General features: G+C 51.4%; 13 protein-coding genes. 12 read left to right on the top strand and 1 reads right to left on the bottom strand.

Annotated elements, in window-relative coordinates; all coding sequences use genetic code 11:
- Window positions 1-117 precede the first annotated feature (117 nt).
- Genes ACYVI1_RS03810 through ACYVI1_RS03800 form a run of 3 tightly spaced genes read left to right on the top strand, consistent with a single transcriptional unit; the run spans window position 118 to window position 1,702 of the window.
- Window positions 118-741, top strand: a complete 624-nt coding sequence (locus ACYVI1_RS03810) for a pyridoxamine 5'-phosphate oxidase family protein (protein ID WP_460906870.1) — start codon at window positions 118-120, stop codon at window positions 739-741.
- Window positions 738-1,238, top strand: a complete 501-nt coding sequence (locus tag ACYVI1_RS03805; RefSeq protein ID WP_460906868.1) for a GNAT family N-acetyltransferase — start codon at window positions 738-740, stop codon at window positions 1,236-1,238. The genes ACYVI1_RS03810 and ACYVI1_RS03805 overlap by 4 nt, the downstream gene beginning before the upstream one ends.
- A complete protein-coding gene (locus ACYVI1_RS03800) occupies window positions 1,235-1,702 on the top strand; it encodes a GNAT family N-acetyltransferase (RefSeq protein WP_460906866.1) in 468 nt (155 codons plus the stop codon). The genes ACYVI1_RS03805 and ACYVI1_RS03800 overlap by 4 nt, the downstream gene beginning before the upstream one ends.
- Window positions 1,703-1,709: 7 nt before the next feature.
- On the opposite strand, the gene ACYVI1_RS03795 is transcribed toward ACYVI1_RS03800, so the two are convergent.
- Window positions 1,710-2,441 (bottom strand): universal stress protein, encoded by a 732-nt coding sequence (locus ACYVI1_RS03795; RefSeq protein ID WP_460906864.1) that lies wholly within the window; start codon window positions 2,439-2,441, stop codon window positions 1,710-1,712.
- 889 nt (window positions 2,442-3,330) lie between these two features.
- On the opposite strand from ACYVI1_RS03795, the gene ACYVI1_RS03790 reads away from it, so the two are divergent.
- From ACYVI1_RS03790 to ACYVI1_RS03750, 9 genes are all read left to right on the top strand, one after another.
- Entirely contained in the window at window positions 3,331-8,841 is a 5,511-nt protein-coding gene (locus ACYVI1_RS03790; RefSeq protein WP_460906862.1) for a hypothetical protein, read from the top strand.
- Window positions 8,838-9,503, top strand: coding sequence for a hypothetical protein (locus tag ACYVI1_RS03785; RefSeq protein WP_460906860.1), 666 nt, complete (start codon window positions 8,838-8,840; stop codon window positions 9,501-9,503). Before ACYVI1_RS03790 ends, ACYVI1_RS03785 begins: the two co-directional genes overlap by 4 nt.
- Window positions 9,504-9,931: 428 nt before the next feature.
- Window positions 9,932-11,533 (top strand): hypothetical protein, encoded by a 1,602-nt coding sequence (locus tag ACYVI1_RS03780; RefSeq protein WP_460906858.1) that lies wholly within the window; start codon window positions 9,932-9,934, stop codon window positions 11,531-11,533.
- A gap of 299 nt (window positions 11,534-11,832) precedes the next feature.
- Window positions 11,833-12,150 carry a hypothetical protein gene (locus ACYVI1_RS03775; RefSeq protein WP_460906856.1) on the top strand — a complete coding sequence of 106 codons (318 nt, stop codon included), beginning with the start codon at window positions 11,833-11,835 and terminating at the stop codon, window positions 12,148-12,150.
- Between the two features lie 62 nt (window positions 12,151-12,212).
- Window positions 12,213-12,578, top strand: coding sequence for a hypothetical protein (locus ACYVI1_RS03770; RefSeq protein ID WP_460906854.1), 366 nt, complete (start codon window positions 12,213-12,215; stop codon window positions 12,576-12,578).
- Window positions 12,579-13,089: 511 nt separating this feature from the next.
- A complete protein-coding gene (locus ACYVI1_RS03765) occupies window positions 13,090-13,734 on the top strand; it encodes a hypothetical protein (protein WP_460906852.1) in 645 nt (214 codons plus the stop codon).
- Between the two features lie 225 nt (window positions 13,735-13,959).
- Window positions 13,960-14,373 carry a hypothetical protein gene (locus tag ACYVI1_RS03760; protein ID WP_460906850.1) on the top strand — a complete coding sequence of 138 codons (414 nt, stop codon included), beginning with the start codon at window positions 13,960-13,962 and terminating at the stop codon, window positions 14,371-14,373.
- Window positions 14,374-14,451: 78 nt separating this feature from the next.
- Window positions 14,452-17,607, top strand: a complete 3,156-nt coding sequence (locus ACYVI1_RS03755) for a hypothetical protein (RefSeq protein WP_460906848.1) — start codon at window positions 14,452-14,454, stop codon at window positions 17,605-17,607.
- A gap of 140 nt (window positions 17,608-17,747) precedes the next feature.
- The gene (locus ACYVI1_RS03750) at window positions 17,748-21,392 is read left to right on the top strand and encodes a putative Ig domain-containing protein (RefSeq protein WP_460906846.1); all 3,645 of its coding nucleotides are present in this window, start codon (window positions 17,748-17,750) and stop codon (window positions 21,390-21,392) included.
- Window positions 21,393-21,400 lie beyond the last annotated feature (8 nt).

The following is a 21,400-nucleotide window of genomic DNA, read 5'->3' as shown; positions in this document are numbered from 1 at the left end:
AATAATTTACAAACCGGACGATTTGAATAGACCGGAAATTTACGATTTTTGTCCTGTAAATTAAACTGACGCAACCTGTTGACCTATTAAGTAGCAACTTATTGCGTCTCTACGCTTATGCAAACTACCCGCACAACCCCCAGCCGTTTAGCGAAACGCGCTCATTATGATGAGGCTACCATTCATCCCATTCTGGACGACGCCCTGTTCTGTACCGTCAGCTACGCGGTCGATGGGCAACCGATGGCCATTCCAACGGCTTTTGCCCGGCAGGGCGACAAACTGTACATTCATGGATCGGTGGGCAGTCATTTCCTCCGCGAAATCGAAAAAGGCGGTCCCGTCTGTATCACGGTGATGGTGGCCGACGGACTGGTTTTAGCCAAATCAGCGTTTCATCACTCGGTCAACTATCGGTCGGTGGTCATCTTCGCCAATGCCCAAAAAGTGACCGACGACGCGGAGCGTATGCACGTGCTGGCGCTCATTACCGACCACCTGATTCCAGGTCGGTGGGATGATCTGCGCCCCACTACCGACAGTGAAATGCGGAAAACGACCGTGCTGGCCTTTTCATTAGCCGAAGCTTCGGCCAAAGTCCGGACGGGTGGCCCTAATGATGATCCCGAAGATGCTGATCTACCCACCTGGTCGGGTGTGGTGCCGCTGCAAACCGTGCGGCTAACGCCGATTCCACGCGACGGAGAAGAAAGCATTCCCTTACCTGCTTACTTAGCATGAGACTGATTGACCTGACAGATCACCGTAATTTTGGGTACGATCTGTTTTTTATGGAGGGGTTACGAAAGCATGGGAACTGTTTTCGTATCACGCCCGCCGACCAGGCCACTGAATCTTTTCCAACCAGCGAACAAGCCGACAGTTTCACACTGGGCCTACTTACCGACACGGACACGTTGGCGGGGGTGGTGAGTTTCCAGCGTGAAGGGAAAACCCGTGAAAAACTGCGGCACAAAGGACTGCTTTTTCGGATGTACGTAGCCGAACAATACAGTGGGCGGGGCTTAGGGCGGCTTTTGCTGGAAGAAACCATCCGACGGGCGCGATCAGTACCTGATTTAGAACAGATAAACCTGACGGTAATCTCTACGAATAGCCTGGCGAAACGGCAATACGAGAAACTTGGGTTTTGCTCGTTTTCACTGGAACGCAACGCCATCAAAAACGGAAATACGTATTACGACGAAGAGCAAATGGTTCTATTTTTGTACTCATGACGATCCGCCCCTATCGACCCACCGATGCCGACGATTTACTGGCCGTTTTCCGAAAAAACGTGCCGGTGGCCTTCGCTGAAAATGAGATTGCCGACTACGCTGGTTTTTTACAGACCAACGCCGACCCGTATTTTGTTGCCGAGCACAACGAACAGGTCGTAGGCGCTTGTGGCTGGTATGAAACGCGAAATGGAGAAGCCGCGCGAATCTGCTGGATTTTTGCCGATCCCGACACCAAAGGCCTGGGCGTCGGTGGGGCCTTACTGTTGCATAATCTGACGCTAATCCGGCAACACAGTGGTATTCAGCTCGTTGAGAGTCAAACGTCGCAGGTGGCCTATCGTTTTTTCGAGAAATTCGGTTTCCAGGTACAATACACAAAACCCGACGTGTGGGCGCCGGGTTTGGATTTGTACTTCATGACCCTGCCAACTAAGCGCATCGCAGAACAGTTGTCGGTTTAGCAGGCTATTATTCGTTGCGGGGGTGGTAAACTAACAGCGGCACGTCGGACTTTTCAATCAACCGGGCCGCATGATTCGGGTGTAGAATTCCGTCCAGAAAGCCTGACTGTGGGTACAATTGCATCACAATCAGGTCGGCGTGGACCTTATCGAGTTGATCGTCGGTCAGAATAACCAACTGAGCATCAAACGTCTTTACCAGCGACTCGGTCTGAAACGTCACCAAACTCTGGGTCGTTTGGGTCTGCATGGCATACGCAATGGTATTCACCTGCGCCGGGCGGATGGCCTGGCCTTCGGGCGTGGTCGGTATAATCAGTACTGGACACTGGGCTTCGTCGGCCACACCGGTAACTGCACTGCCGGCCAGCCGGTCGAAGAACGTATTCAGGCCTGTGCGGCTCATCACAATCAGGTCAGCCGAACGCTCGCGGGCGGCCTCTAAAATACCTTCATCGACTGAACCAATGCGCCAATCGACATCCACCGATAAGCCTTCAGCGCGGAGTTCATTGGCTAATTGGCCCAACCGTTCCCGGCTGATAGCTTCAATTTCCTGCGAGGCCATCAGTCCCAGACCCGGATCGCCGATTGTAGGCAGCGTAGTGTCAGGAATCATAGGCATGTAAACGTGAAGCAGCGTAATGGTTGCGCCGGTTTTGTGCGCCAGGAGCCGCACCCAACTGAGGGCTGCCTCAGTGCTGGCCGAAAAATCGGTAGGAAAGAGCAAGTTTGTCATCTGTGCAGGTGATGGTGTTTTATAGATAACAAAAAAACCGGGCTACCTTCCCGATAGTCCGGTTTTTTTGTTTGTCAATCTGCCAATTCATTTACCTTCCCGCCCCGGTCTCAGCGCTTCTATACATGAATAGGCTACTCTTCTTCGTTTGCTTAACTGGTATCCTTTTTGTGGGTAACCGCTAACGGGACATTTTTCAAAAATACCATTAAGTATATTTTATGGAGAGTTGGTATAAAAACAATTAGGCAAAATAAAAAATAGAGTGGCATAGTCAGATCCATAAAATCTTAAATCACTCAGTGCCAGAAAACTACAACCGCAATTCTGGCCACTATTAAGTAGTCTATACTACTATTAAATACTATAAAAAGCTCTTGCTGGATCAAAACTGGGTAGTCATGGCATCTATTTTGCCAGCCTATCCCTTCGAAATAGGCCTGAGAGGATTTTTAGGCTAACGCTAATCTGAGCGCCTTCCCGACAAAAAAAATTTAGACCATTTCTGACCTTTTCCCTACTGAGACTAAGTAATCTCAGGCAGTTACTCGTAACCCATCGTATGAAACAATTTTTACTGGCTCTTCTTTTAGTTTTCTCTACATCACTCTTCTTCAGCGTAAATGCAAAAAGGGATGATCCCAAGGATCACCCGCCTGTGACGGCAAAATTACCCCCTCGGCCGGGAGCCATGCGTTTTGCGCCAAAGCCTGCACTACGTAAGTCTTTCCTTCCCGCCAATTCCTATCAATCGACTCTCTCCGCACCAGGTAACCTTGCCGTGGTAAGTCATACTGGACCGCGCCCTTTTTCAGCCGTTACGCCCCTATTGAGTCCCCAGACAGGATCTATTCGGAGACTGGCAGGCCCCGACCCCATTCGATTCAGGATGTGGCCTTCCAAAGACTCGGTTAACCTGAACGAGGAATTTGGGATTACCATCACGGCAGACTTGTTACCGATTTCGCCCAGGCAACTGTTCTTTTTTGACGAGCAGCGATCATTTAGCCTGAAGGTACTCATGCCCGATGGGTTTGAGCAGACTGGAGGAGACTATCACGATTATATCGGGGCAGAACTGCGAACGGGTGGACCGGTTTTAGTAACGTATACACTACGGGGTAAATTCAGCAAACCCACTAAAGATGCGACGTTCACGTTGCTACGGGGACCTAAAGAAGTCTTAGGCACCAGTTATTTCGAGAAGAAACAGGAAATCAGCATAAGCACCTACTCAGAAACGACTAGCAACAATCAACGAGCCAGGCAAAAGGCGGTAACAGATACGACTTGTCAGGCAGTAAAAAAGTCGGTTCGACTCAGCTATACCACGACATCAACCAAGAAAGGGAAGACCGTCACCATAACTATTTACATCAAAGATTCACTATCAGCATATGAATACAGCACCGATAGCCTTATATTTAGTAGCTCCCGCACAGTAACCCCGAGTTATCAAAAAGGATTTATCTATATACGTGAAAAGACCCATCCTACCTGCTATCGGAAACTACCTTACGATGTTGCCAATGCGCCTAATCCGAACTTGCCCACTACAAATCTCGTAGAAGATTGTAATGCAGACGATTACCCTATTTACATCTCCTCAAGCTCGGATAATATATGCACTGATGACGTAACTGATTTTGTTGGCAACCCACAGGCCCGTGTTGCAGCAAGCTCCTCCGTTGACCTCACGGCTTCTTTTTGTGTTGGCTCGGTCATTTGGTATAATGGGAATGGGAATAGCTTAGGTACAACTACTGCCGGAAGTGATAATGTGGCCCACTTCACGATCTACCAGCCTGGCACCTATTACGCCTGGTGTAAGCCTGCCGGTTGCCCTAATAATCGTATTTATAGTGGCACGGTAACGATTAATGGTTGTCCAGTCGATCCTTGCGCGGCTAACCCATGTGCCTGTCAAAGTAACCTCCCCAGTTACCAATGGAATGGCCAGCTTACCTGGTGCGAAAACGGCAATAAATACAAACGCCTACAGGATGTAAATCCATGCTCAGGCAGCTATGGCCTCTATGCAACAGGCGATTTATTAGAAGCAAATACCTGTGATTGTAAATCTCACCATGATGTTTGGGAATGGTTCGGAGCAACTACCTGTGACGGCACAGATAAGCGGAAACTATATATAAATACCAACGAGTGTTCCCCTAATTACAATGTTACTGCACCTGGTGAAGTAGTAGAGTACAACGCCTGCGAGTGCCGGGGCACGGGCCAGCAGCCTGTGGTTCAGGACGAAGTCTGCGACGGGGTGAATAAGGTCCGCCGGTACCGGGATGCCAACGAGTGCTCGCCCACCTTCAATCAGATTATCAGCACGGAGGTCATTGCGGCTAATTCGTGCGAATGCCGGGGCACGGGCCAGCAGCCTGTGGTTCAGGACGAAGTCTGCGACGGGGTGAATAAGGTCCGTCGGTACCGGGATGCCAATGAGTGCTCACCCACCTTTAATCAGATTATCAGCACGGAGGTCATTGCGGCTAACTCGTGCGAATGCCGGGGCACGGGCCAGCAGCCCGAAGTGGCCGATGAGGTCTGCGATGGAGTCAATAAGGTGCGTCGGTACCGGGACGCCAACGAGTGCTCGCCCTCCTTCAATCAGATTATCAGCACGGAGGTCATTGCGGCTAATTCGTGCGAATGCCGGGGCACAGGCCAACAGCCTGTGGTTCAGGACGAAGTCTGCGACGGAGTCAATAAGGTGCGCCGGTACCGGGATGCCAATGAGTGCTCGCCCACCTTCAATCAGATTATCAGCACCGAAGTCATCGGGGCCAACTCGTGTGAGTGTCAGGGGCAGCAACCCACCGCCAGCATTAGCGGCAACCTGAACATTTGCTCCGGCCAGTCAACCGTACTGACCGCCAGCGCAGGCAGTACTTATTTGTGGTCGACGGGAGCCACGACGGCCAGTATCAGCACCGCCCTGACCGGACCGTATAGCGTCACCATTGACAACGGGGCCGGTTGTTTGACCACCGCCAGCACCAGCGTTACCGAAATGACCTTGTCCGACTTCCCCGCTCTCACGGCGCGGGTAGCGGGTGTGTCAACGACTCAGAGCATTACCCTGACAGCCTCAGGTTGCGCGACGGACCAGACGGTGCGCTGGAGCGGGCCGGGCGGCACCTCGGCTACGGGCAACATCTGGATACTGCCCTTCACCCAAACCACGACCTATTCGGCCCGCTGCGAAGCCGGTAATGGCTGCTCCGGTGGAGTGGCTACCGTAACGGCCACCTACTCAAACCCACAGGCACCCATCATCCAAACCTCAGCTACGCTCCTGTGCGCCGGGGAATCGGTGACGCTGTCGGCAAATGGCTGTTCGACGGGCCAGACCGTGCAGTGGTCGAGTGGACATACCGGTCAAACAATCCTGTTGACGCCCAACGCTACGGCCAATTATACGGCCCTGTGCGCCGAAGGGCAAGTCGTTAGTGATCGCTCTAATGAGATTCGCGTCACGGTGGGCAACAGCCTGAGTGTGACGGGCAGCACCAGCTACAACGTGGGGGAAACCATCTCCCTGACGGCCCTCTCCTCGGCACCGGGCAGCGTAAGCTATACCTGGAGCGGTCCGGCGGGGTTCACCCAATCGGGTCCCATCCTGCAAATTCTGGGGGCGGCCACCAGCCAAAGCGGTAGTTATACGGTGGCGGCTCAGGCCACCAGCAGTTGCATCGGGCATCAGGTGGTGCTCATCACCGTTGGGGGCAGCACCCACGTCATTAGCACCCAGCCCCTGAGTCCATCGGTGGTGTGTGGGGGGGCCAGTCTCACTGTGCCCTTCTCGACGACGGGTACGTTTACGACCGGCAATGTCTACACCGTCCAGCTTTCGGATGCAACGGGCAGCTTTGCCACTTTTACCACGCTGGGCAGTGGCACGAGCAGCCCAATTGGCGTCGTTATTCCGTCCGCTACGGCTTCGGGCAACTATCAGCTACGGGTAGTGAGCGACTATCCCATCACGGAAGGCAGTGCCCCCCCCCTCACTATTTCGGGAGTGCCTTCGCTGTGGGCCAGCAGCAACAGCCCGGCGGGGCAGGTGGGGGTGGGCAACGCCCTGAGCCTGAGTGCCAGCGGCCAGAATCTGAGCGGAGCAACCTACAGTTGGAGTGGACCAGCTACTTTTGCCAGCACCGAGGCCAACCCCACCCTGCCCACGACGAGCACGGCCAGTAATGGTATGTACACAGTGGTGGCCACCACACCAGGGGGTTGCACGGCTACGGCCCAAACCAGCGTTTCGCTGGGAACGGCTTGCCAGATGAGTTTCGATGGCGACCCCGTTGTGGGCTGCGACTCGACCATCGCCGACAGCACCCACCGGGGCAACATCACGGTGAAGCTGCTCAACCAACCCGCCGGGAGCAGTCTCCGCATCAGTCTCTACCAGCAAACCACGCTGGTGGCCACCCTGAGCAGCAGCCCGGCCAGCTTTACGGGCTTGGTGGATGGTGTTTACCGGGTGGATGCCTACGCTTTCGTTGGTGCCGACACCTGCCGGGCGGGTGTACGCTCGGTCAGTGTGCGCTGTGCGCGTGGCCCGCTCAACATCCGCATCAAAGCGGTCGATGCCACACCAACCGAAACCGACCTGCTCCCCCGCGTGGGTGGTGGGCTGGGCAGTCTCACCCTCTCGGTGGAAGAACTCGACGGTCAGGACCTGAGCGGCTACAGCTACCTCTGGAGCGAACCCACCAGCACCAGTGCCACCACCAGCACGGCCACCTCCACCACGCTCACGGCCCGGCACATCGGCGAGTATAAAGTCACCCTCACCAACGGCAGTGATACCTTAGTGGCCTACACCACCCTGCGGGCCAAACCCTGTAAACAGGTGGCCCACAGCTATGCTTGTGGCACGACCCCGGCGGCCCCCATCTTAGACGCGGGCAGTGCGACCCTAAGCAGCTTAGCCCCCGGCGACACTATCCGCACCGGTGACTTCGATGTGATTGTGACGGAAGTGCTGGGTGGCGGTTCGGGCACCTGGACGGGCACGGGCTACACGCTGATTTCCTATTTAGGCGAGAACAAGATTGCCGTGGACTTCACCGATGCGGGCATCAACGATTGTTATGAGTACACGGGCGGGGGCACGGTGCAGTCCAGGTTTGATGCCAGTTGGGGTGGAGTTGTTAGCTTGGATAGTTTATTAGGAGACCAACTCAATTCCTTAAAAAAATTATCTGCTGAAATTGTCGATTTAGTACAGAACAATCTGTCTGATTCGACTGCAAGGTATAATCAAGCTGTTACACTGGTTCAAAAAATTCGCAGTGAAATAGCTGATAATACGACGCTTGCTGACACTTTAAAGCAACAACTACTCTCGAAAGTTGATGAGTTTTTGGCTTGTAGTCAGGTAAATAATGGCGGAGCACGTAGAGCTCGAGCTCGTGTCGCTTCTACTTCATGTGATTTGGTGGCGAAAGCGGATGCGTTACAAAGCTATCTTGAAAGTGAAGCTATAATAACAGCTATTTACGCCGATTATTTAGATACATTCCAAGACCCTCCAATTAAGAAGCTTATCAAGGTTACTGATTTGCGGCCTGAAACGAAAGGCACCGGCTATTTAGCAGTAGATAAGCAAGGACGACTCGTAAAAGTCACTAAAGCGGTAGGTCAAAATGCAGGTAAATCAATTGGTTTACTAAAAGCATTGCGAGTAATTGGTTCGACTCCCATGATGGTCGCCCAATTCATTCTTACACCGACTACTGCTGGTGGGGATGCTGAAGTGAAATTCTTGCGGGATCAGCAAGCCAGGCAAATAATTGAGCCAGAAGCAGTAACGCCTGATTATAGCCAAGTAGAATCCGATATAGACATAGAACCCGAACCAGGCAAGAGACCGCAAACCGCTCTTGATATCGAAGACGACGGCAATAAGTACTTAGTCTATATATGCAGACGAAATTATAAGTGTAAGGGTGAGTTTAAAGGAGTGAACCATTGCTTAAAATATGTAGGCATCTCTACTATCGATCCTGCACTCGTCATAGGCTCTACAGGGAGGTATAAATCCGGCGATATTCAAGCATCGGAATTTACGATAATTTTCAACAATCTGAAGAAGGGTGAAGCTCGTGGTATTGAGCAGGCTATTATTAACCTGAATAGCCCAGGCTTGCAGACTCCTTATCTTAGCACCCAAGTTGACAATCTGATTAACTCAACAGCGCGTCATCGGGATGTATTTGACACAAGGCTACAGGCAGGAGAACGAAAACTTAACGAACAATATCCTAAATGGAAACAGCCTTATATCAAACAAATTCCTAATGAGAGTTATCGAGCAGGAGGGATGAAGTTCTCTGGTAATGAGTACAGTAACGAACCTAATTGTTGTGAGGAACCATGAAATACAAAGACGAGTATCCCTATGATGGTTTAGTATGGGAAGTACCCATGATGGAGAATTTAGGCTTTGCCTACGTACAAACGATTGATCCGCGTCCTTTAGATACGGGATTCCCATCTTTTATTATGAAAATCCTTAACCTGAGAAGTGACCAACCAATCTCTAAATTTGATGTTGAGTTTTTCAGCTCCATTGATATGCTTACCAGCCACCTCTTATTTATGGGTAAACCTCCGCAACGGAAAGGAGATAGCAAATGGAAAGCCTTGGGGTATCTGCCAATCACATCGTTTGATAGAATAATCCCCGAATCAAAACTTTTGGAGAAATACGATGAACCCTTCTCGTATTACGAAATTCCCAGAAACTCCAAATGGAATGTATACTTTGATGGGTCTCTGGCTTACTACTATAAAGAAAGTGCCAGTTTCGATCAGGTTAAGCACCTTGGCCATTTAACCCACTTCAATGTTGCCTACATACATCATCGCATCACCATGGAATGGATGCGAACATTAAGACTTGACTATACCCAGTATTATACAAAGCAGTGGGATAGAGAGTTTTTGGAAAAACAAAAATATGAAGTTGTTACCACTATTTTATTTTCCGAAATTGATTCTGCTATTCGTGGAAAAGCAATTGGGAAGTTTACCAAGTAAGTCGTTCCCTGAATGAATTGGTGAATCAAGGTAATACACCTACCTCTTCCGTATGGCATAGTCTTCACTATATCATCCGGTCTGAGACCGGTTCTATAAAGTAATGAGTGATCATCCGATCACTCGCTATGGCCCGGCAACGGCTGAGCCTGCTGTTCGTTGACCCACCAGAAAACAGATAGATAACCAACCCTCTGAGCCGAGCGGTGCTATAGCCCCGGTCGTGGGCGTTTGGCCCGGCCAGCACACCCGGCTCGGAGTAAGGTTGGTTTTATAACACTCGTATCGGCGAATACAAAGTGACACTCACCAACGGCCTTGACACGCTGGTAGCCTAGACCACGCTGCGGGCCAAACCTTGTAAACAGGTAGCTCACAGCTATGCCTGCGGCACCACGCCTGCGGCACCCATTCTGGACGCGGGCAGTGTGGCCCTAAGCAGCTTAGCCCCCGGTGACACGATTCGCACGGGTGACTTCGACGTGATTGTGGTGGAAGTAACGGGGGGCGGCTCAGGGAGTTGGACGGGCACGGGCTACACACTGATCCCGTATCTGGGTGACAACAGGATAGCCGTGGACTTCACCGATGCGGGCATAAACGATTGTTATGAGTACACGGGGAGCGGCACCGTTCAGTCCAAGTTTGATGCCAGTTGGGGCAATGTGGCCGATGTGGACAAGCTACTCAATCAGGCCAATCATTATTTTACCTCCATTGCTGAGCGATTCGGGGCTTTCCAAAATAAATTAGCCAACGTCAATAAACTCTTAACCAATCCAACTGCAAATGCCAGTGCCATCCGGGATTCCTTAGTGGCCGGGCAAGCCGAACTGGATTCGTTGTTAGCCCAGGCAACGTGTCTGAGTGAGACCCAAAAGAACCAGCTTATCCAGGACTATAATCAGCTAAAAACAATTGCTGGTTCCCCCAACGGACGACGGGCGGCAAGGGCTGGTTCAACCGATTGGGCCGCTTTGGGTCAGCAAGTCGCTACCGAATTCGCGAAGGCAAAAGAATGTACCCAGGAGCAAACCGATATTGCCTTAACGGTCATCAAATTCCTGCGGGAGAATACCGAGCTTGACAAGGCCCGCTCTCATGCCACTGTTTTCAAATTAGCGGGCAATTCGCGTTGTGTGCAGATGTTTGCTGAGGGCTTTCTGAATGAGTTACTGAGTCAGATTGACGTTCAGACCTTAGTCGATGAGATCAAGAAGTCGCTGAGTGACAACTTACGGCAAATCCTCGAAGGCGAGCACCGCTATCAGGGGCTTTTAGATTGCTCATCGCTGAAACTGGCCGTAACAGGGGATTTATCGAATTTTAACAGTTGTTCCAATGCCCTGCAATTAGTGCTGACCGATCTGTTAGGTGGTACAACTGCTCTTTACAATAACATCAAAAGTTTTGCCACGAAGGTCTGCGAGTGTACTGGCAGTGGTTCATTGGCCGACGACGAGTGTGCCTATAGCCGGGGCAAGTTTACTGCATTCACCCTGAGTGTGTTGGCCCCAGGAGCCAGTAAGTTTGCGAAAGCGGCAAAGGCGTTTGGCCAGAGTATAGGCAAGTCTGGACTGATTGTTACGAAAGAGGCATTACAGGAAGTTGCCAGTAAAATAAAAAGCAATCAAATTGATGATGCTGTAAAAGCACTCCTAAGAGGAAACTTAGCCTGGCTTGATGAAGTGGAAGCATTGCTGGGTGTAGGAACCAAAGTTAAACTTACTGCTTTCATCGAAAATGGATTAGATGCTGGCAAATTAAAACTGGCATTTTCAAACTCTACAGATAAAGCAGGCCTACTCAAGCAGTTATCAGAAGCAAAAAGCATATATCACCAACGTGCACTTATTAAAGATTGGTATAATATTCCTGGAGTTGCTAATGGTTATTACGCTAACAATGGATTGAAAGCTGCGAAATCTAATCCTGTTTGGGGTAACTCTGCCTTAGATTTGCCATTAGATGATGCTCGAAATTTTGTTAATGCTTTTGCAGATGAGCTACCAGCGGGAACCAAAATTTAGAGAGTAACCGGAGGTAGAGCTAACGGCCCCTATTGGACTATACAAAAACCTTCCAATGTTGGAGATGTCATAGGAGGAACTGCTGTGAGGCCAGAGTGGAACAGTTTCAGCAATATATATGAATACACTGTCCCGTCTGGCAAAACACTTAAAGTATGGCGGGGAAATACTGCCCGTCAACAAATAACTGACGGTATCTTAAGCCCATACTTACCAGGAGGAACAGAACAGTTATTTATTCCCAAAACAGTGCTCAATGAACCAGAATTTGTGAATGGAATTAAACAAACAAAATTGACATGGTAAATAAATCGGAAATATGGGAACAAATATTGTTCAGACTAAAAAGTTATGCTGACTTTTTAGAACACAATATAGAGTCTTTTGGCGAAGCTAGAAGCTATGTCTTGTCCGTAAGAAATGCTTACGATATAGCTATGAAAAGTGCTATTAATAAGACAGAAAGTGATGTTCAAACTATGTCTGCAAGTACTGCTGGTTTGAGCCGATATTTTGATGAATTTGAGTGGGATTCAGACACATATGAAACTGCTAAAAAGTACTTAAATGAATTAGCTGTACTTAGTGTAAACCTTTTGAACGCTTATGGTTTATGAGAGTTTGGCATTAAAAAGCTATTTCAGTCAGAGAAACTGAAAAACTTCTAACACTTTGCCAAATGGAAAAAGAAATAAGTTGGCCTGAGCTAATGCAACTACTTGACGATGAAAATTTGTCTGTAGCAGAATGCCAAAAAAAATCAAAGGGTTATTTGGGGTGGAGTAAATTATATCCTGATTTTGAAAAACAATTGGAATTTGTAGCCAATTTGACATTTTTCAAGAATTCAATTAGTACAAATGAATTTCCTGGTGAAGAAAACTATTGGTCGTCAGAAGCACCAATTGCTGCTCAATTCTATCCTTATAACGGTTGTCCAGTTTATATAAACCTTCACTGCTTATACCTTGTATATGTTGAATTTGGTGGACATGCCCCTGAGAAGAGATGTAGATTGCTACAGAAAAAGTTAATAGTCCTGTAGTGATGCCTATTGCCTATCATGAGATTATGACAGCGCATCATCTGGTCTAAAATAGGCCAGAAAATAATACCTCTGAGTGATCGCTTAACCTCGATCACCCCTATGGCCCGGTAACGGCTGAGCCTGCTGTTCGTTGACCTACCAGAAAACAGATGTTACCAACCCCCAGAGCCGGGCGGTGGAGTGGCCCCGGTCGTGGGAGTGGGGCCCGGCCACCAGGCTGGCTCTGAGAGGGGTTGGCTTATTGACATAAAACATCCGCATCAAAGCGGTCGATGCCACACCGACTGAAACGGACCTGATTCCCCGCGTAGGCGGTGGGCTGGGCAGTCTCACCCTCTCAGTAGAAGAACTCGACGGGCAGGACCTGAGCGGCTACAGCTACCGCTGGACCGAGCCAACCAGCACCAGTGCCACCACCAGCACGGCCACCTCCACCAGCCTAACGGCCCGGCGCATCGGCGCCTACAAAGTCACCCACAAAGCGGGCAAGGCTACGTTAGTCAACAGTATGCCTAATAGCGAGGTAGCAAAGCATTCGACCGAAGTCATCGACACGCCGACCGGCGTAGTCAGCAGTGGGCAGCGTACCGGATGGGCAAATTATTCAGGTGCTCACTACATTGATTCCTTTATGGACGCCAATGGTGAGGTTTGGCTATTGATGCAACGCCAGGCCGATGCACCGGGCGGCGGCAGTGCCCCTGCTTCGGCCCCGGCCCTCACATCTACCACCTCTCGGCTGATGGGTTTTGCCAACAGGCTGAACCAGATAACCGGCCAGGCACCACCGGCGGTGGCCCCCGCGTCAGTAGCCATTGAGTCAGGCAAAATTTACAGCGATGTGCTTGTGCTCCAGTTTGATGCCGACCTGAAATTGAAAAGCCAAACAGTTATCGGCGTAGAGCCGATGCCCAATCCAGTCCGCTTTCAGCGGTCGGTTCGGCCCACTGATGCCGACTATGTCCTTAACAACGCGGCCACAACCCGGCTCAGCATTCGTGGAGGCACAGGAACGACCAATCCACTGACGGTGCAACGCTTGACGTTTTACCAATCTGTGCGGTTGGCCACGTCTGAAAGTAATAATTTTCTGCTGGATGAAACCATTGGCAAGATTTATGTAGTATATAGTATAGTTAAAAACCAAATTTAGGTGGTTTATTACTATATACACTTGATTAACTCGTTGCTATCACCCTAAGTTTTTATCATTTATGTTCTGGTCTGTTAGGACACATACCAGAACATAAATTGAAATCCTGGTTTACGGTCAGTTGCTGACTGATGCCTCCGAGTACTATTCTTTATCCAGATGAACAAACGTATGTACCCCCCCGTTACCAATTCTTTTCTCGGTTACTCCTACAGGCTTCATGGCTTGACCCTCTCTGTACTATGGCTAATGAGTGCCTGCCAGGCAAAACAGCCCGACCCGGAGCCAGCAGTTTCTTTTCCAGGAGGCTACATCGGCAGCCTGACACTGATTCGACAGGTGGGAACCAGCACGACGGTCCAGACGTATGATCGATTTACAGTGCTCATTGGCGAACATCCCCACCCCGATTCGGTGAAAATCGACCTGCTCCACCGGAACAATTTCTTTCCTAAACCCTTGATGGCTACGGTTCAGCCCCGATTGTTAACGGTGTTTCCGCAACGCCCCCCGACCGAAAGCCGAACCCTTAGGGGCGTGGCGACTCGGGTAGCTGACAGTCTGCGTATTACGCTCAATGAACTGGGTGGCGTCCATCCAGTTACGTACCAGATACGGGCGACCCGGCTCCTCGACTAATCCCTCCAAACTTCTTTTTGTGCCCTGTTTTGTCCCCTCAACGGCTGGACCCGCACCCACTTTGCCTACTAATTCTGTATGAACCCAATCGCTACATTTCTCACGCGGCTGCTGAGTGCCTGTTTTCTCTGGGTAACGCTGGTCCTTCCCCAGGCAGGAGCAGCCACGGCCCCCACCAACGATATTCCGTTAGCGGCCAAGCCCGGTTGGGGCACCGGTCAGAGCCAGCTTTCGCCCGCGCTGATGCTATCCATCCTCGAAACTAAAGCCCGCCTGGCAGCCCGAACCGCCTACCTCCAGACAGAAGGGCTGGCATATGGCGCTCATGTCAGCGAAGCGGCCCAATCGGAGCGCGATACGGCTGCGGGCCTGTTCAGTTACCTCGACAGCCGGGGCGGGTATGTCGATAGCCTGCGCGGGAGTGATCTGACGGTGTTGCCAGTGGGCCTCCGCAAAGCGTTGGGAAGTGGTAACGGTTCGCTGGAGATTGGTATTCTGAAAGTGCGTTTTCTGGCCGACAGAGCTTTATTGACCGTTTATGTCCGGCTGAAAATTCCGTCGCCCGATCCCAATTCGAGCATTAAGGAACGGGAATTGTTCTTCGGTGCAGATGATGTCGTCTTCAGCCGGGATGGAGGACTGGCGGGTGACTTCAAACTGGTGTTGCTGGGGGACTTTGTGCAACCGCTGGGCAACATGACGCTGCGATTTATTGGAGGACTCAACCGCTACACGGGCGCTACTGATGCGCTGACGTATGCTACCGTCAGTTGCGTGAAGTTGGTTGGATTGGGCGTAGCCGCCGAGGTTATTTTTGAGCGTTCACTGGTGGTTCCGATTAATATCCAGACCGGAGAAGTAATACCTGATATAAGAGTGTCAGCCCGGTTTCGGGTCGATGCTCCCGAATTCGGTGATTTACTGGCTGACATCAGTTTCAGTCAGCCATTTGCGATCACTAAATACCCGAAGTTTGGTTTTGCGTTAACGGGCGCATCGCTGGATTTGAGCGATACCCGAAATTCGCCGGGCGTGGTGTTTCCGCCGGGGTATTTCGACAATCCCCAGAATCAGGTCGCCGATGCGGCTCCGGGCAACAGCAATTGGCGGGGGGTGTACATCGATGCCTTTAAGCTGATCCTGCCCAAAGAATTTAAACCCGCCGATAGCCCAGGACGGCTATCCATCGACGCCAATCATTTGCTGTTCGACCGGCAGGGCGTGAGTGGGCAGATCGGAATGCACCGCCCAACTAATCCTTACGGCATGACCGCTTCGGGCTGGTCGATGTCGCTGAGTGATTTTGAGCTGAACGTTGAGAAAAGCCGCCTGATCGGAGGGGCGTTTGGCGGCTTCCTGAAATTACCCATCGCCCCCGACACACCCATCCGCTACGATGGGCACATCGACGATTCGGATAATTACGGTCTTCACCTGACGAATGTCAGTACGCTATCCGTTGCGATGTGGCGGGCACAGGCTGACCTGTTACCTAATTCTACGGTTGAGCTAAACGTGGTGGATGGGGAGTTCAAACCCCGAGCCATTCTGCACGGTAAATTAGGCATCTACACCAATACGAGTGGTAGCCAGAAAACTAAAGATGATGCCCAGTTCAAGTTCGAGGGAATCAACTTTACCGGACTGGTGCTGCAAACCGAGCGGCCTTATATTCGAGCCAGTTCGTTTGGTTACGAAGGCGATGTCAAACTGGCGGGCTTTCCTGTTACCATCCATCAGATTGATGCCTTGTTTCAGGGTGATTCGGTCGGCTTACGGCTCAATATGGAAGTCAATCTGATGGAAGGCTCGTTTGGTGCTCAGGCTGGTTTCACCGTGTTGGGTGCCATTGAAACAGGCAGCGTTCACCGCTGGTCGTTCAAACGGGTCAAGCTATCGGAAATTTGTGTGGGCGGTACCACCAGCACGTTTAGTCTGAAAGGCTGCGTTGAGATTTTCGAGAATGACGCAAGGTACGGAACCGGCTTTCGGGGCAGCATTGATTTTGGCATGACTAAACCGGCTAAAGTTCAGGTCAATGTAGCCGCGATGTTCGGTACCAGGGATTATCGATACTGGTATGTTTCGGGGGGAGCTTCGGTACCCAATATCCCCCTGGTTGGTCCCTTGCAAATTAATTATCTCTATGCGGGGGCCTATTACCACATGAAACCTGTCCCATCTCCCACTGTCGCCTACGAACCTGATAATTCGTTTGGGTTGGGCTTTAAAGGAGGCATGGGACTGGTAGCGGTGAGTAACGATCTGTTTGAAGGATCGGCTGGCTTTGAAATGCTCTTCAACAAGAGCGGGGGCCTGAACAGTGTCGGACTTTATGGCGATTGTGCCTTTACCGCCGGACGGAAAGATAAAACGGACAACGCCAGTTTCTTTGCCGCCAAGCAAAGCATTCTCTACAGCCAGCCCTACAAAACTGCCCAGACATTCGACAATGCCGAACTCGACCGGAAAGCGAAGGTGGAATACCAGGCCGCCAGCAACGCCAGCAAAGCGCCCCTCTATGCCCGGCTGGCGTTGCTCTACGACAATCAGAATCGTATTTTCAAAGGCACTTCGGATGCCTACGTCAATATCGACAACATTGTTTATGGGGGTGGGCCGGGCAACCGGATGGGTCTCATCGACCTCTATTTCTCGCCCGACCAGTGGCACATCTACATCGGCACGATTGCCCAGCCCTTTGACCTGACTATCAACTTCGGCGTCAAAGCAACCACCCGAGCCTACATGATGGCAGGCTACGGCATCCCTGAAATGCCCCGCCCACCCGCCGAGGTACTCAGCGTGATTGGCCGTGACCTGAAGCAAACGCGAACATCTGGCGAAAAACAGGACATTACGCTCGGTAGAGGCTTCGCCTTTGGTGCCAGTATGAACGTGAAACTGGGTGGCTGCGCCTGGGTAGGCTGTCTGGAAGCGCAGGCCCTGGCTGGCTTCGACATTATGCTTCGGGACTATCCCGGCACCTATTGCGGACGCACCCCAATTGGTGTTAATGGGTGGTATGGCCGGGGGCAAATCTATGCTCTGGCCAATGCGGGGCTGAGTGTATTTGGCTTTAAGCTGATTAGTGCCTCGGCGGCTGTTCTGCTGGAAGGCGGGGTGCCCAACCCCAGTTGGTTCCGGGGTACGCTGGCCGCTCAGGTCAAACTCCTTTTCATTAAGCCTCGCTTGTCCTTCGGCATCCAGTCGGGGCAGGTTTGTGCGCTTTAGTCCGCGCACTAATCGATTCATTAGCTGGCCGTTTATTTATTGGCCTACCCGTCATTATGTTCAGATTTTTATTTTTCCTGTTTGTACCCTTGCTCCTGTGTCCTTGCGCGGACGTCCTGGCGCAGACTGAGCCACCGGCAGTGCGAACCCTAACCCGGGCGCAGCCGAATCAAATCCTGCTTCGATGGGAGCCAACTACGGAGCCGCTCTGGACAGCGGGTATTCGGGATGGCTATTATGTGGAGCGAAAGGTCGTGTCCCGTAACAATGCGCCCGTAACCGAAGCGTTTACCCGCTTAATGGTCCAGCCACTAAAACCGGCTTCAGCATCAACCTGGACACCTTATCTACTGCCCGATAGTGTACAGCACCAGACGCTGTACCGGTTAGTGACCGGGCAGGATACGGTAGCTACCGGGGCCGACAGTGCCAATCTGGTTCGGCAGGAACCCGATTCCTATCGACGCTTCTTTTTTGGGTTACTGGCTGCCAGCCAGAGTTACTCGGCAGCCCGGTTAGCCGCATTAGGCTACATTGACGCTTCGGTTCAAAGCAATGAGCGGTATGCGTATCGGGTCGTATTAGCGGTGCCACCGGTTGGTGTTATGGTCGATTATCCGGTAACCGATCCTGTTGGCTTAGCCGACTACAGGCCACTATCCCCGCCGATGAAGCCAAAATTGTCGTTTGAGCGATACTACGCTGATCTGAAATGGCTCCATGATACGCTTCAGTCGCCTTATGTCAGTTACTGGATTGAACGGTCAGTGAACGGAACCAGTTTTAAGCGGGTCAATGATCGTCCCTTTGTTTCGCTTGACGGGGCGACCAACCTCTATGCGTATAAGGACCCCGTTCCCAAAGGGCGCAGGACCTATTATTACCGCATTGTTGGAAAAACGCCTTTTGATGAGATTAACGGATCGCTGGTAGTGAGCGGCCAGTCGAAAGACACGCTGGTTTTTGCTCCCCGCATCAAGACCTTACGATTACAATCCGATAACCGGGTGTACATGACCTGGCAGTTTCCCGGCGATACAGCCCTGAGCCAATCGAGTCAGGCCGGGGCCGATTCACTTCTGAAAAGCTTCTTCATTAGCGTAGCCGCTAAACCTGCCGATAAGCCCGTAACGGTCAAATACAATATTAACCCAACCGATACGCTGGCTTACATTGACAATTATACGGGCAAAGTACCGGGAGGGTCAACGCTGTATTTTACTGTGGGGGCTGTGCGTCTGGATGGGGATTCAGTACTGTCGGCTTCCCTGTTTGTTGAACCAGTAGACACGATTCCCCCAGCCGCTCCAACAGGGCTAAAAGGATATATTGGCAGCAATGGGCAGGTTTATCTGAGCTGGCAACCCAACGAGGAGCCTGACCTGCTGGGCTACAAAGTATTCCGAAGTCAACGGTCAGGAGAAGAAGCATCGGCGGTATCTGACACGATGCTCCTGCTACAGGCTGAATTTAGTGATTCACTCCTTCTAAATAACCTCAATCCAGCTTTGTATTATCAGGTAAAGGCATTGGATACCCATTACAACACATCGAAATTATCGCTACCCCTGCAACTTCTTAAACCGGATATTGTCCGACCAGCGGCACCGCTTTTTTTGTCGGATACGTTGCAGAATGGGCAACTACGCCTGACCTGGGCACCCAGCTCCTCACCCGATGTAGTTCGGCAGCTCTTACTTCGCCGGGAATCAGATTCCGCTCCCTGGCAGTTACTGACGGGCTTATCGCCTAATGAAGTTACTTACGTGGATGCCGATATTCAGCCCACCGGGAGTTATCACTATTTGTTATTGGCACAGGATGCGGCTGGCCTGAATTCAGACTCGACCGCGATCCGGCGCATCGAAGTTCCTGCTTCACAGGGAACCGGACGGCCCGTTTTGGCCGCGTTCAATGCCCGGCCAGACCCAAATCTGGCCGGTATCCGGCTAAGCTGGAGTTACAACGGCTCCGATGTAAGCGAATACCAGCTTTATCGGGCCACCGATGCTAAGCCATTTGGTTTATGGCGCATGGTGTCCAGGCTTGAATCGGCTACGGATGATGAAGGAGCTATCTCGTCGGGTACGTATCGATACAAAATTCAGGCAGTCTATAAAGATGGAAGCGTCTCTAACTGGCAGTCGGCCTCTGCCACAGTAAGCGCATCGAGCACGGTTAGTCCCGGTGCATCTCCCTATGTGGTAAGCCCATTAGCTGGTCAGCAGGCTACCGTAAACCAACCCTTCACGTATGTTCTGCCCGATTCCGTCTTTGCCGATCCTGAACATGTCGGCATTACGACAAGCATTCTGGCGCAGGGATTGCCAAACGGCCTGACAGCAACCGGGCCTATGCTGAGTGGCATACCGCTTCGGGCAGGTACGTATACGGTTACCGTGCAGGGAAGCCAGTCTGATGGGTATTTAGTGACAACGACCTTCTCGTTGACCGTAAATCAACCCCCGGCGTCCGTGTCGGGCCTGCCTAATTTGACCGTTACCATTGGTCAATCGTTCACCTATACCCTACCGAACTGGGTCTTTACTGACGCCGACAGTCAAATACCCCAGGTGTCTATTCTATCGGCGGGCCTGCCCAATGGGCTTCTTGTAACTGGTTCGACTCTACAGGGTACGTTGAGCAATCCCGGCCCTTATACCCTAACGGCTCAGGCACAGGATAGTCAGGAAGGTACTTCAACGGTGAGCTGGCTATTGATCGGCAATCAACCACCGCAGGTACAAACGCCATTGAATTCATTTAGTGCATTGATTGGACGGGTAGTTGCCTGGACACTGCCGGCTGGAACCTTCACCGACCCCGATGGTCAGCTCATCAATGTGCGTATCCGGGCTGCCGGTTTACCCCCTGGCCTGGCTGTCCACCAAAACCAGTTGTTAGGCGTACCTACTACGACGGGTACGTATACGCTGACCGTTATTGCAACCGATGACGGCGGGGCTACTGCCGAAACCACAGCGCAGGTACAGATTGGACAAGCGACCAATCAACCCCCTGTTGTCACCATGTCTCCTCCTCAAATTGAGGGCATGGTAGGTGATAGCTTAACGTACACCTTGCCGGAAGGTCTGTTTTTTGATCCAGATGGCCGTATTACTGGGCTAACCCTGACAGGTCCATTGCCCACCGGTCTCTCGCTTTCGGGACTCACGATTAAGGGAACGCCCACCCAGAGCGGAACATTCACGCTAACGGCAACGGCTACCGACGACCGGGGCAGTTCGGTTAGCAGCCCCGTACTATTAACCAGCAGCGGTTTATCAAGTGGAAATTTAGCGCCTATTGTAGTCAATACGATTCCGGCTCAACAAGCGCAGCCGGGTAAAGCCTTTAGCTATACTATCTCGTCTGCTGTTTTCGCTGACCCGAATGGCGATCTATTGACCTACACGATTAGTGGCCTGCCAGCCGGTTTATCGGCCACTGGTCTTTCCATCACGGGTGCGCCGTCGGTCACTGGCACCTCAACGATCACCGTTACAGCCACCGATCCGGGCAGTTTATCCATAAGCACCACCTTTACAATAAGGGTTAATTTGTGCCTGGTTGATGATCCTTATATCCTGACCGGCACGTTCTCGTCACCAACACCCGTATCTTTTAGCGCAACCAATCGCATGGAGACGGATACTGTTCAGCCGGTTGTGGTTAACTCGACGGCATCGTTGACCCTGACAGCCGGGCAACTTATTCAGATCAAACCCGGCTTTGTCATTAAGCCCGGAGCCACTTTTCGAGCTTACAATAAACCTTGTAATTAATCCATCAT

Source organism: Spirosoma areae, assembly GCF_054781775.1.
The sequence above is the reverse complement of the archived record's forward strand: the minus strand, read 5'-3'. Positions and strand labels throughout refer to the sequence as shown.